A 14,303-nucleotide genomic window follows, 5' to 3' on the forward strand; every position below is an offset into this window, starting at 1 on the left:
CGAGCCCGCCAGCGCCGCCTACAACATGCCCGCGGCTCTGCGCCTGACGGGCGCCCTGGATGTCTCCTCTCTCCAACGCGCCCTCTCCGAGCTCGTCCGTCGCCACGAGTCCCTCCGCACCTCCTTCCGAGACACCAACGGCCGGCCCGTGCAGGTCATCTCGCCGCCCGGGGACTTCTCGATACCGGTGGTGGACCTGTCCGCCCACGCGGCGCGGGAAGCCGAGGTCCGACGCCTCGCCGAGCAGGATGCGAGCTCGCCCTTCAATCTCGCAACCAGCCCACTGCTGCGCACCACCCTGGCGCGGTTGAGCGGCTCCGAGCACGTGCTGCTGCTCAACATGCACCACATCATCACCGACGGCTGGTCCATGGGCGTGCTGGTGCGTGAGGTGGCCGCCCTCTACGAAGCCTTCTCCGTCGGCCAGCCCTCGCCCCTGCCTGAGCCGCCGGTGCAGTACGCCGACTTCGCCGTGTGGCAGCGCTCGTGGCTCCAGGGCGAGGTCCTGGAGGCCCAGCTCGACTGGTGGCGCAAGCACCTGGAAGGCGCACCCGCGCTGCTGGAACTGCCCACCGACAGGCCCCGTCCGGCCACGCGCACCTACCAGGGGGCGACGCAGTCCATCACGCTGCCGCGCGAGCTGTCCGAGTCGCTGACCGCGCTCGGCCGCCGCGAGGGCGTCACGCCCTTCATGTTGCTCCTGGCCGCCTTCCAGGTGCTCCTGTCCCGCTACTCGGGTCAGGACGACATCACCGTGGGCTCGCCCATCGCGGGCCGGCGCATGGCCGAGCTGGAGGGCCTCATCGGCTTCTTCCTCAACACGCTCGTGCTGCGCACGCGGCTGCACGGCGACTCCTCGTTCCGCGAAGTGCTGGCGAGCGTGAAGGAGACCACGCTCGGCGCCTTCGCCCACCAGGACATCCCCTTCGAGAAGCTCGTCGAGGAGCTCGCCCCGGAGCGCTCCCTGGGGCACTCGCCCCTGTTCCAGGTGATGTTCGCCCTGCAGAACGTCCCGGCCGGGGAGCTCCAGCTCCCAGGCCTCACCCTGCGTCAGGAGAATCAGGACAGCACCACGACGAAGTTCGACCTGACGCTGCTCGCCGCCGAGGAGCCGCGCGGCCTCCGGCTCACCGCGGAGTACAGCACGGCTCTCTTCGACGACAGCACCGTGGCGCGGCTGCTCGGCCACCTCCAGACGCTGCTGCGCGGCGCAGTGGCCCGGCCAGAGGCCCGCCTGTCGGAGCTGCCGCTCCTGGAGGAGCCCGAGCGCCACACGCTCCTCCGCGAGTGGAATGGCGCGCGGGCCGACTACCCGCCCGAGGCCTGCCTCCACACCCTCATCGAAGCCCAGGTGGAGCACACGCCGGACGCGGTGGCCCTCGCCTTCGAGGGCGCGACGCTCACCTACCGGCAGCTCGACGAGCGCGCCAACCAGCTCGCATGGCACCTGCGCTCGCTGGGCGTCGGCCCCGAGGTGCGCGTCGGCCTCTTCCTCGAGCGCTCGCTGGAAATGGTGGTCGCCTTGCTGGCCACGTTGAAGGCCGGTGGTGCCTACGTCCCCTTCGACCCGGCCTACCCGGCCCAGCGCCTCGCGTGGATGCTCGAGGACACCACCCCTCCGGTGCTCCTCACCCAGCAGCACCTGTTGGCCAACCTGCCGCCCCACTCCGCCCAGGTGCTGTGTCTGGACACGGAGTGGTCCACCGTGGCCCGCCGGCGGGCGGACCGGCTCGCGCCGCTCGCGGGACCGGATGCGCTGGCCTACGTCATCTTCACCTCGGGCAGCACTGGCCGGCCCAAGGGGGCGATGAACGCCCACCGCGCCGTCGTCAACCGCCTGCTGTGGATGCAGGACGCATACGGGCTGACGGCGGCCGACACGGTGCTGCAGAAGACGCCCTTCAGCTTCGATGTGTCCGTCTGGGAGTTCTTCTGGCCGTTGATGACGGGTGCGCGGCTGGTGGTCGCGAAGCCCGGTGGCCACCAGGATCCGACGTATCTGGTGCGCCTCATCGCGGAGGAGACCGTCACCACCCTGCACTTCGTGCCCTCCATGCTCCAGGCCTTCCTGGAGGAGCCGGGGCTGGAGCGGTGCACCTCGCTTCAACGGGTGGTGTGCAGTGGCGAGGCCCTCCCCCTGGAGCTGGCGCGGCGCTGCCTTCAGCGGCTGCCCGGGGCGGGCCTGCACAACCTCTATGGCCCCACCGAGGCCGCGGTCGACGTCAGCTTCCACCCGTGCGTGCGCGACGAGCCGTACCACTCGGTGCCCATTGGCCGTCCCGTCGCCAACACGCAGCTCCGCCTGCTGGATGCGCACCTGCGGCCCGTTCCCATCGGCGTGCCGGGCGAGCTGTTCATCGGCGGCGTGCAGGTGGGGCGCGGCTACCTGGGTCGCCCGGAGCTGACGGCGGAGCGCTTCGTCCCGGATGACTTCAGCGACACGCCGGGCGCGCGGCTGTACCGCACCGGCGATCTGGCGCGCTGGCGCTCCGACGGCACGGTGGAGTACCTGGGCCGCGTCGACTTCCAGGTGAAGCTGCGCGGCTTCCGCATCGAGTTGGGTGAAATCGAAGCCGCCCTCCGGACCCTCCCGGACGTGGCCGACACCGTGGTGGTGGTCCGCGAGGACGGGGCCGCCGGCGCGCGGCTGGTGGCCTACCTCGTGCCCGCCGCTTCCGTCGCCCTGGACACCCAGGCCCTGCGAGCCTCCCTGACGCAGCGGCTGCCAGGGTTCATGGTGCCCTCCGCCTTCGTCACGCTGCCTGCCCTGCCCCTGTCGCCCAGCGGCAAGGTGGACCGCAAGGCCCTGCCCGCTCCGGAGGCTTCTCACCAGCAGTTGGAGCAGGCCTTTGTCGCGCCTCGGAACGCGATGGAGCTGGAGGTGGCCCGCGCCTTCGAGGAGGTGCTGGACCTGAATCCGATTGGCGCCCGCGGCCACTTCTTCGAGCTGGGAGGCCACTCGCTGCTGGCCACCCAGCTGGTCTCTCGCGTGCGCGAGGCCTTCCAGGTGGAACTGCCCCTGCGGGCGCTCTTCGAGGCGCCCACCGTGGAGCAGCTCGCGTTGCGCATCCAGGCCCGCCAGTCCACTCAGGTGGGGGACGCCCGGGTCCCCGCGCTGACGCGCGCTTCCCGCGACGGCGTGCTGCCGCTGTCCTTCGCCCAGCAGCGCCTGTGGTTCCTGCATCAGCTGGAGCCTGGCAGCGCCTTCTACAACGTCCCCATCGTCCTGACGCTGAGGGGAGTCCTGTCGGAGGACGCGCTGGAGCGCGGCTTCCAGGAGCTGGTCCGCCGTCATGAATCCCTGCGCACCGTCTTCCGCACCGAGGGCGGCGCGCCCGTGCAGGTCATCCTCCCGGGAGGCTCGGCGCAACTGGAGCGGGTGGACCTGCGCGGCCTGCCCGAGGCCGAGCGTCAAGCCGAAGCGCGACGCAGGGCCGAGCAGGAGGCCATGCGTCCCTTCGACCTGGAGACCGGCCCGCTGCTGAGGACGACGCTGCTGAAGCTGGCCGCCGAGGAGCACCTGCTGGTGCTGGTGCAGCACCACATCGTCTCCGACGGCTGGTCCATGGGCGTGCTGGTGCGCGAGATGGCGGCCCTCTACGCGGCCTTCCGCGCTGGCCAGCCCTCGCCCCTGCCGGAACTGCCGGCGCAGTACGCCGACTACGCGGTGTGGCAGCGCTCGTGGCTCCAAGGGGAGACACTGGACGCCCAGCTCTCCTGGTGGCGCAAGCACCTGGAGGGCGCGCCCGCCGCCCTGGAGCTGCCCACCGACAGGCCCCGCCCCGCCATCCAGTCCTTCCGGGGAGCGCTTCACACGCGCGTGCTGCCGAGCGCACTGGCCGACTCGCTCCAGGCCCTCGGCCACCGAGAGGGCACGACGCTCTTCATGGTGCTGCTCGCCGGCTTCGAGGTGGTCCTCTCCCGGTACTCGGGGCAGGAGGACTTCGTCATCGGCACGGACATCGCCAACCGCAACCGCGCGGAGACCGAAGGCCTCATCGGCTTCTTCATCAACCAGCTGGCGCTGCGCGCCCAGGTGGGCGGAGACCCGAGCTTCCGCGAGCTGCTCGGCCGCGTGCGAGCCACCGCCCTGGACGCCTATGCCCACCAGGACCTGCCCTTCGAGGAACTGGTCAGGGTCATCAACCCCGAGCGGAGCCTCGGCCGCGCGCCCCTCTTCCAGGTGAAGCTGGTGCTCCAGAACCAGCCCACCACCGTCCTGAAGGTGCCCGGCCTCACCTTCACGCCCGAGGGCACCCACGAGGCCGCCTCGCGCCTGGACCTCACCCTCTCCATCATCCCGACGGCGCAGGGCCTGGCCTGCACGTGCGAGTACCGCACCGACCTCTTCGAGCCCGCCACCATCGACAGGCTGATGCGGCACCTGGGCACGGTGCTGGAGGCCGCCGCGGCAAGGCCCGAGACGCCGGTGTCCTGCCTGCCGCTGCTGTCCGAGGAGGAGCAGCGTCAGGTGCTGGTGGAGTGGAACGCCACCGCCCGCGACTTCCCCCGCGAAAGCTGCATCCACCACCTCTTCGAAGCCCAGGCCCGCGACACTCCGGACGCGGTGGCCCTTCGTTTCGGCGACGACTCGCTCACCTATGCCCAACTGGACGCCCGCGCCAACCAGTTGGCGCACCACCTGCGCTCACTGGGCATCGGCCCGGACACCCTCGTCGCGCTCTTCCTGGAGCGCTCCCTGGCGCTGGTGACGGCCATGCTCGGCGTCCTCAAGGCGGGAGGCGCCTTCGTTCCGCTGGACCCGACCTACCCTTCCGAGCGCCTCGGCTTCATGCTGGCCGACTCGGCGGCCCCGGTCGTCATCACCCTGGAGCACCTGGCGGACGAGCTGCCCTCGCGAGGTGAGCTGTACGTGCTGCTCGACGCGGATGCGCGGCTGCTCGCACGCCAGCCGCGATCGCCTCCTGAATCCAGGGTGACGGCCGAAAGCCTCGCGTACGTCCTCTATACCTCCGGCAGCACCGGCCGCCCCAAGGGCGTCATGGTCACCCAGCGGGGCATCGCCCACTACCTCGCGTGGGCACTCCAGGAGTACCGCGTGTCCTCCGGGCAGAGCGCCCCGGTGCATACCTCCGTCGCCTTCGACGCCACCCTCACCAGCCTCTTCGCGCCGCTGCTGGCTGGCGGCTCCGTGCACCTGCTGCCCTCCGGCAATGAGCTGGAGGCCCTCGCCCAGTCCCTCCGCACTCACCGCCACGGCCTGGTCAAGCTCACCCCCGCCCACCTCCAGGCCCTGCTGGACCTGATGTCCGCCCAGGAGCTGGCGCTCCAGGAAGGCACCTTCGTCGTCGGTGGCGAAGCCCTGCCCGCCGCCACCGTGGAGCGCTGGCGCCGGCTGGCCCCGCGTGTGCGCCTCATCAACGAGTACGGCCCCACCGAGACGGTGGTCGGCTGCTCCATCCATGACTTGAACGAGAGCGGCCTGGTCCATGGGGCCGTCCCCATTGGCCGACCCATCGCCAATACGGCGCTCTACATCCTCGATGCGAGGCTGCGGCCGGTGCCCGTGGGTGTCACGGGTGAGCTGTATATCGGCGGAGCGGGTGTCGCGCGCGGCTACCTGCGCCGGCCGGAGCTCACCGCCGAGCGCTTCATCCCCGATGCCTTCAGCACCGTGCCCGGTGCGCGGCTGTACCGCACGGGCGACCTGGCGCGCTTCCTTCCGGACGGCCGTCTCGACTTCCTGGGCCGCCGAGATGGGCAGGTGAAGCTGCGCGGCTTCCGCATCGAGCTGGGCGAGGTGGAGAGCGCCCTGCGCCAGTTCTCGCAGGTGCGGGAGGCGGTGGCGGTGGTGCGCGAGGACTCGCCTGGCGACAAGCGTCTGGTGGCCTACCTCGTCGCCCCGGGGGCGGACGTCTCGGCGCTCCGGGACGCCCTGCGCCAGAAGCTCCCCGAGTACCTGGTGCCCTCGGTGCTCGTGCTCCTCGACGCCCTGCCGCTGACGGCCAACGGCAAGGTGGACCGCAGGGCGCTTCCCGTTCCGGAGCTGCGCACGGCCGAGCCCGAGTCCTTCGCCGCCCCGCGCACCCCCACAGAGCACGCGCTCGCCGCCATCTTCCGCGAAGTGCTGAACGTCTCGCAGGTAGGCCTTCACGATGACTTCTTCGAGCTGGGGGGCCACTCGCTGCTGGCCACCCAGTTGATCTCCCGCGTGCGCGAGGCCTTCCAGGTGGAGCTGCCCCTGCGGGCGCTTTTCGCGGCCCCCACCGTGGAGCAACTCACGCCGCGCATCGAGACCCTCCAGGCCACTGGCGAGGGGGACGCCCGGATGCCAGCGCTGACGCGCGCCTCCCGCGATGGCGTGCTGCCGCTGTCCTTCGCGCAGCAGCGCCTGTGGTTCCTGCATCAACTGGAGCCTGGCAGCGCCTTCTACAACGTCCCCATCGTCCTGACGCTGAAGGGGGCCCTGTCCGAGGATGCGCTGGAGCGCAGCTTCCAGGAGTTGGTCCGCCGTCATGAATCCCTGCGCACCGTCTTCCGCACCGAGGGCGGCGCGCCCGTGCAGATCATCCTCCCGGTGGGCTCCTCGAAGCTGGAGCGGGTGGACCTGAGCAGTCTGCCCGAGGCCGAGCGTCAAGCCGAAGCGCGACGCAGGGCCGAGCAAGAGGCAGTGCGTCCCTTCGACCTGGAGACCGGCCCGCTGCTGAGGACGACGCTGCTGAAGCTGGCCGCCGACGAGCACCTGCTGGTGCTCAACATGCACCACATCGTCTCCGATGGCTGGTCCATGGGTGTGGTGGTGCGTGAGATGGGCGCCATCTATGAGGGCTTGCGCCAGGGCCGGCCCGTGGCCCTGCCGGAGCTGCCGGTGCAGTACGTCGACTACGCGGTGTGGCAGCGAGACTGGCTCAAGGGCGCGGTGCTGGAGGAGCAGCTGGGCTGGTGGAAGCAGCACCTGAGCGGCGCGCCGCCGGTACTGGAGCTGCCCACCGACAGGCCGCGTCCCGCCTTCCTGTCCTACCGCGGCGATTCGTACCCCGTGCGCCTGCCGCGCCAGCTGTCCGAGGCGCTCAAGGCCCTGTGCCAGAAGGAGGGCGTCACCCCCTTCATGGCCCTGCTGGCCGTCTACCAGTTGCTGCTCTCGCGCTACTCGGGTCAGGAGGACATCACCGTCGGCTCGCCCATCGCCGGCCGCCGGCGCGGGGAGCTGGAGGGCCTCATCGGCTTCTTCATCAACACGCTCGTGCTGCGCACGCGCCTGGAGGGCAACGTCTCCTTCCGCCAGTTGCTGGCGAGCGTGAAGGAGACCACGCTCGGCGCCTTCGCCCACCAGGACATCCCCTTCGAGAAGCTCGTCGAGGAGCTCGCCCCGGAGCGCTCCCTGGGCCGCACTCCGCTCTTCCAGGTGATGTTCGTTCTGCAGAACCTCCCGACCGGGGAGCTCCATCTGCCGGGCATCACCCTGCATCAGGAGAAGCAGGAGCACACCACGACGAAGTTCGACCTGACGCTCGCGCTCGCCGAAGGCCCGGACGGCTTCGGCGGCGGCCTCACCTACAGCACCGACCTGTTCGACCCGGCCACCGCGGCGCGCTTGATGCGCCACTTCCAGGTGCTCCTGGAGGCCGTCACCGCCCGTCCCGACACCGCCCTGCGGGAGCTGCCCCTGCTGCCCCCCGACGAGCGCCACCAGGTGCTCGTCGACTGGAACGACACACGCGCGGACTTCCCCCGCGAGGCCACGCTCCACTCGCTCTTCCAGGCCCAGGCGCGGCGCACGCCCGGGGCCACCGCCCTCGTCTCCGAGTCCGCCACCCTCACCTACCGCCAGCTCGACGAGGACTCCACGCGCCTGGCCCTGCACCTGCGCTCGCTGGGCGCCGGCCCCGACACCCGTGTCGCCCTCTGCCTCGAGCGCTCCTGCGAGCTGGTCGTCGCCATCCTCGCCATCCTCAAGGCTGGCGCGGCCTGGGTTCCGCTCGATCCGGAATACCCCTCCGGGCGCCTGGCCTTCATGCTCAAGGACTGCGGCGCGAAGCTGCTGCTCACCCGCTCCGACCTGCTCCAGGCCCTGCCCTCCACCCAGGTCCCCCTCCTGCGGTTGGACGCGCTGGACGCACTGCCTTCGCCCGAGGGCATCGCCCTGCCAGAGCCCGAGGCCCTCAGCCCCGCCTACGTCATCTACACCTCGGGCAGCACCGGCCTTCCCAAGGGTGTCCAGGTGGCCCACCGCGCCGTCATCAACCACCTGCACTGGCGCCAGCGGCACTTTCCCATGGGGCCACAGGAGGCCTTCCTGCAGAAGGCCTCCTTCAGCTTCGACATCTCCGTCTGGGAGATGTTCGCGCCCCTGCTGACCGGGGCCCGGCTCGTGCTCGCCCGCCCCGGGGGCCAGAGAGATTCCGAGTATCTGGTGCGGACCGTGAGGCGCCACGCCATCACCCACCTGCACTTCGGCCCCGCCCCCCTCAGCGCCTTCCTGCAGACGCCGGACGTCGAGCACTGCCAGTCGCTGCGCTTCGTCTTCTGCGGCGGCGAGCCCCTCACCCACGAGCTGCACGCGCGCTTCGGCTCCAGGCTGAGCGCCCGGCTCGTCCACCAGTATGGGCCCACGGAGGCCTGCATCGACTGCACCGCCTGGGAATGCCCTCCGCCCCCCGTCTCCACGCTGCCCCTCGGCCGCCCCATCTCCAACACCCAGGCCTACGTGGTGGACGCCTCGCTGCGGCCCGTGCCCGTGGGCGTCCCGGGCGAGCTGCTCATCGGTGGTGAGGCCCTGGCCCTCGGCTACCTGGGCCGTCCCGAGCTGACGGCGGAGCGCTTCGTCCCGGATGACTTCAGCGTCGCGCCCGGTGCCCGCCTCTACCGCACCGGTGACAAGGTGCGCTGGCAGGCCGATGGGACGCTGGAGTTCCTCGGCCGCTTCGACTCGCAGGTGAAGCTGCGCGGCTTCCGCATCGAGCCAGGAGAGGTGGAGGCCGCACTGCTCACGCACCTCGAGGTGCGTGAGGCCGTCGTCATCGCCCGCGAGGACTCCCCGGGCAACAAGCAACTGGTGGCGTACCTGGTCCCGAGCGCGAGCGGGCCCCTGGACCTGAATGCGCTGCGCGCGCTCCTGAAGGCGAAGCTGCCCGAGTACATGGTGCCCTCGGCCTTCGTCTCGATGGAGCAGCTCCCGCTGACGGCCAACGGCAAGCTGGACCGCCGGGCGCTGCCCGCTCCGGAGGCTTCACCCCTGGAGTCCGAGCACGCCTTCGTCCCGCCTCGGGACGCGCTCGAGCTGGAGGTGGCCCGCACCTTCGAGGACGTGCTGGGCCTGCGTCCGATCGGCGCCCGCGGCCACTTCTTCGAGCTGGGCGGTCACTCGCTGATGGCCGTGCGCCTGCTCGCGGTGCTGGCCGAGCGAACCCGCCGACGCCTGCCGCTGAGCGTCCTCTTCCAGGCCCCCACGGTGGAGCGGCTCGCCGCCGCGCTGCGGACCGAGGCGGGCCCGTGGTCGCCGCTCGTGGCAATCCAGCGCAAGGGCTCGCGCCTCCCCTTCTTCTGCGTCCATCCGGTGGGCGGCAACGTGCTCGCCTACGCGGAGCTGGCGCGGCGGCTGGGCCCGGATCAGCCCTTCTACGGGCTGCAGTCGCAGGGCCTCGACGGCGCCCAGCCTCCACTGGAGTCGGTGGAGGAGATGGCCGCCTGCTACCTCGAGGCCATCCGCGCCGTGCAGCCCCGCGGGCCGTACCTGCTCGGCGGTTGGTCCATGGGCGGTGTGGTGGCCTTCGAGATGGCCCGGCAGCTCCAGGGGCGTGGCGAGCGGGTGGAGGTCCTGGCGCTCATCGACCCCAGCCCCGCGCGCACCGCCCGGGACGTGTCCGACGAGGTCGCGGTTCCCGACACCGTGGCGCTCTTCGCGAGGGACCTGGGCCGGCTCACGGGCCTCCAGCTTCCCGACCTGCCCGCGGACGCCGGGCCGGAAGAGCTGCTCCGGGCCGTCCTCGAGGAGGGCCGGAAGAGCGGTGTCCTCATCCCCGAGGCCGGACTGCCCGAGCTGCGCGCGTTGCTCCAGGTGTTCGCCGCCAACATGAGAGCCACGCGCCGGTACTCCCCGCGCGGTATCGACGGGCAGCTCGCGATGCTGCGCGCGGCGGACTCGGGCGACGTCTCCACCACGGGGCGCGACCGCGGCTGGGGAGACAAGGCCACCCAGGGCGTGGAACTCCAGGAAGTGCCGGGAGACCACTACAGCCTGCTCCAGCCGCCCCATGTCGAGGTGCTCGCGGAGCGGCTGAGAGAGCTGCTCGACCGCGCCAGGCCAGCCGGCCAGACACGCAAGGGTTGGCGTCGATAGGGCTTACGACGCACCGCACCACCCCCGCCTGGTCCACTTCCAGGCGCTCGCCGCATCGCGCGGCGGCAGGAATCGAAAGCCCGCTCGCCTGTTCCGACCGCCGGGTAATAGTTCCCGACTTTTTGCTTGCTTGACCCTGGCGGTGGCATCCCGCAGAACGCGGCATCCCATGGCCCTGGAAAGGACCTGTCCAATGAAACGGTTGTTCCTGATTGCCACCCTTGTCGGCGCGGCCCCCGCCCTGGCCGACGAAGGCATGTGGACGTACAACAACTTCCCGTCCGCGAAGGTGAAGGAGAAGTACGGCTTCGAGCCCACGCAGGAGTGGCTCGACAAGGCCCGGCTCTCCTCCGCGCGCCTCGCCGGCGGCTGTTCCGCCAGCTTCGTGTCCCCCAACGGCCTGGTGATGACCAATCACCACTGCGCCCGCGGCTGTATCGAGCAGCTCTCCGGCGCGAAGAAGGACTACATCGCCAACGGCTTCTACGCGAAGTCCGAAGCCGAGGAGACGCAGTGCCCGGCGATGGAGATCAACCAGCTGGAGCAGATCTCCGACGTCACCGAGGCGCTGAACAAGGCGACCGCGGGCCTGACTGGCAAGCCGTACAGCGACACCCTGAAGGCGAAGATGGCCGAGATGGAGCAGGCCTGCTCCGCCGGCGACGCCAAGGTGCGCTGTGACGTCGTCACCCTGTACCAGGGTGGCAAGTACAACCTCTACAAGTACCGCCGCTTCCAGGACGTGCGCCTGGTGATGGCCCCCGAGCACGCCATCGCCTTCTTCGGTGGTGACCCGGACAACTTCGAGTTCCCCCGGTGGGACCTCGACGTGACGTTCCTGCGCGTCTACCAGGACGGCAAGCCGGCCAAGACGGAGAACTTCTTCAAGTGGTCGGAGAAGAGCGCCAAGGAGGGTGACCTCACCTTCGTGTCCGGCCACCCCGGCCGCACCTCGCGCGGGCTCACCATCGCGGAGCTGGAGTACCAGCGCGACGTGGCCATGCCGAAGATGCTCTTCACGATGTCCGAGCTGCGCGGCATGGTGACCGAGTTCCAGAAGCGCGGCCCCGAGCAGAAGCGCATCTCCAACAACCTGCTCTTCGGCGTGGAGAACGGCCTGAAGGCCACCAAGGGCCGCCTGGAGGCGCTCCAGGACAAGAAGTTCTTCGCCCAGAAGGTCGCCGCCGAGCAGGAGCTGCGCAAGAAGGTCGACGCGAACCCGGAGACGAAGAAGAAGTACGGCGCCGCGTGGGATGAGATCGCCAAGGCGCAGGGCCAGCTCGTCAACATCCGCAAGGACCTGGCCTTCGTCGAGCAGGGCAGCGGCCTGTCCTCCAGCCTGTACGGCATCGCGAAGACGCTGGTGCGCGCCTCCGAGGAGCTCCCCAAGGAGAACGGCCAGCGCCTGCGTGAGTTCAACCAGGCCAACCTGCCGGCCCTCCAGGCCCAGCTGCTCAGCCCGGCCCCCATCTACGCGGACCTGGAGATCCTCCGCCTGACGTTCGGCCTGACGAAGATGCGCGAGGAGCTCGGCTCCAACCACCCGTTCGTCAAGAAGGTCCTGGGCAAGGAGTCCCCCGAGAAGATGGCGGCCCGGCTGGTGAAGGGCTCCAAGCTCTGCGTCCTCAAGGACGTGAAGGGCTCCAAGATGTGTGACGTGGCCGTGCGCAAGAGCCTCCTCGACGGCGGCAAGGCGGCCATCGCCGCGTCCAAGGACCCGATGATCCAGCTCGCCCTCGCGCTCGACGCGGATGGCCGCGCGGTCCGCAAGAACTACGAGGAGAACATCGACGCGGTCATCAAGAAGAACGCGGAGCTGGTCGCCAAGGCGAAGTTCGAGGCCTATGGCACCAACCAGTACCCGGACGCGACGTTCAGCCTGCGCCTGTCCTACGGCTCGGTGAAGGGCTACATGGAGGACGGCAAGAAGGTGGACCCCGTCACCCAGATGGCTGGCACGTTCGAGCACGCCACGGGCGAGGATCCCTTCGCCCTTCCGCCGTCCTGGCTGAAGTCGGAGAAGCTGCTCGACGGCGCCACGGCGATGAACATGGTCACCACCAACGACATCATCGGTGGCAACTCCGGTTCGCCGATGATCAACAAGGACGCTGAGATTGTCGGCCTGGTGTTCGACGGCAACATCCAGTCCCTGGGCGGTGAGTACGGCTTCGACGAGTCCGTCAACCGCACCGTGGCCGTGCACAGCGACGCCATCATCGAGTCGCTGAAGAAGATCTACGGCGCCAACCGGGTGCTCGAGGAGCTCCGCCCGGGCAGCACCCAGATTCCCTCGGTCCCCACCAAGCCGGCCGGGTGATTCACCCTCGCTGACGGGGCCCGGGCTTCGAAACCCGGACCCCTGATGCACGAAGAGGCTGCCTGGGCACGTTCGCCAGGCAGCCTCTTTTCGTTTCCGCCCTGCCACCCTGCTCCGGCCTCACTCCCACTCGATGGTGGCCGGGGGCTTGGAGGACACGTCGTAGGCGACGCGGTTGATGCCGCGCACCTCGTTGGTGATGCGCGTGGAGATGCGCTCCAGCACGGGGTACGGCAGCCGCGCCCAGTCCGCCGTCATGCCGTCCACGCTGGTGACGGCGCGCAGCACGCAGGTGGACTCGTAGGTGCGCTCGTCGCCCATGACGCCCACGCTCTGCACGGGCAGCAGCACGGCGAAGGCCTGCCACAGCTCCTTGTAGAGCCCCGCGGCGCGAATCTCCTCCTGGACGATGGCGTCCGCGCGCCGCACCAGCTCCAGGCGGGCCTCCGTGACTTCGCCGAGCACGCGGATGGCCAGGCCCGGACCGGGGAACGGCTGACGGTTCACCATCTCCTCGGGCAGCCCCAGCTCGCGGCCGAGCGCGCGGACCTCGTCCTTGAACAGCTCGCGCAGCGGCTCCACCAGCTTGAGCTTCATCGTCTCCGGCAGGCCGCCCACGTTGTGGTGGCTTTTGATGGTGACGGAGGGGCCCTTGTACGAGACGGACTCGATGACGTCCGGGTACAGCGTGCCCTGCGCGAGGAATTCGGCGTCCTGGATGTCGCGCGAGGCCTCCTCGAACACGGCGATGAACTCGCGGCCGATGATCTTCCGCTTCTTCTCCGGGTCCGTCACGCCGGCCAGCGCGTCCAGGAACCGCGAGCGCGCGTCCACCGTCTTCAGCGGGACGTGGAAGCGGTCCACGAAGAGCGCCTCCACCTGGGCGCGCTCGCCCTGCCGCAGCACCCCGTTGTCCACGAAGATGCACTGGAGCCGGGGGCCGATGGCGCGGTGGAGCAACAGCGCCGCCACGGAGCTGTCCACGCCGCCCGACAGCGCGCAGATGACCCGGCCCTCTTCACCCACCTGCTTGCGGATGGTGGCCACGGCCTCGTCGATGAAGCCCTTCATCGTCCACGAGCCGCTCACCTTGCAGTCGTTGAAGAGGAAGGCGCGCAGCATGGCCTTGCCCTGCGGGGTGTGGACGACCTCGGGGTGGAACTGGAGGCCGTAGAAGGGCTTGCTCTGGTGGGCCGCCGCCGCGAAGGGCGAATTGCCACTGCGGCCAATCGCCTCGAAACCGGGCGGAAGCTCCTCCACCCGGTCCCCGTGGCTCATCCACACCTGGACCCGGTCTCCAATTCGGAACTCCGAGAAAGGCCCGCGCGGCGAGAGGACCTCCACCTCCGCGTTGCCGAACTCCCGGTGGGCGCCCCGGTCGATGCGCCCGCCCAGGAGCTTGGCGGTGAGCTGGAGGCCGTAGCAGATGCCCAGGACGGGGACTCCCGCCTCGAAGACGAAGGGGTCGCACCGGGGGGAACCAGGCGCTTCCACGGACGCCGGGCCACCCGAGAGGATGATTCCCCGGGGGGCGTACCGGCGGATGTCCTCCGCGGGGAGGTCCGGGCGGTGGATTTCGCAATAAACGCCCAGTTCGCGCACCCTCCGGGCGATGAGCTGGGTGTACTGACTCCCGAAATCGAGGATCAGGATCTTCTCGGCGTGCAGGTCCACCGGAGGTTC

At 70.2% G+C, this 14,303-nt stretch carries 3 protein-coding genes; 2 read left to right on the top strand and 1 reads right to left on the bottom strand.

Features of this window, described 5'->3' with window-relative positions:
* The coding region (locus G4D83_RS44770) for a non-ribosomal peptide synthetase (RefSeq protein WP_163871101.1) at window positions 1–10,300 on the top strand (10,300 nt) is incomplete at its 5' end.
* A gap of 193 nt (window positions 10,301–10,493) precedes the next feature.
* Window positions 10,494–12,620: a S46 family peptidase gene (locus tag G4D83_RS44775; RefSeq protein WP_163871102.1), complete on the top strand. Its 2,127-nt coding sequence runs from the start codon at window positions 10,494–10,496 to the stop codon at window positions 12,618–12,620.
* A 120-nt stretch (window positions 12,621–12,740) separates the two neighbouring features.
* On the opposite strand, the gene guaA is transcribed toward G4D83_RS44775, so the two are convergent.
* Window positions 12,741–14,294, bottom strand: a complete 1,554-nt coding sequence (gene guaA, locus G4D83_RS44780) for a glutamine-hydrolyzing GMP synthase (RefSeq protein ID WP_163871103.1) — start codon at window positions 14,292–14,294, stop codon at window positions 12,741–12,743.
* Between the last annotated feature and the right edge of the window lie 9 nt (window positions 14,295–14,303).

This window comes from Myxococcus eversor, assembly GCF_010894455.1.
GTDB lineage: Bacteria > Myxococcota > Myxococcia > Myxococcales > Myxococcaceae > Myxococcus > Myxococcus eversor.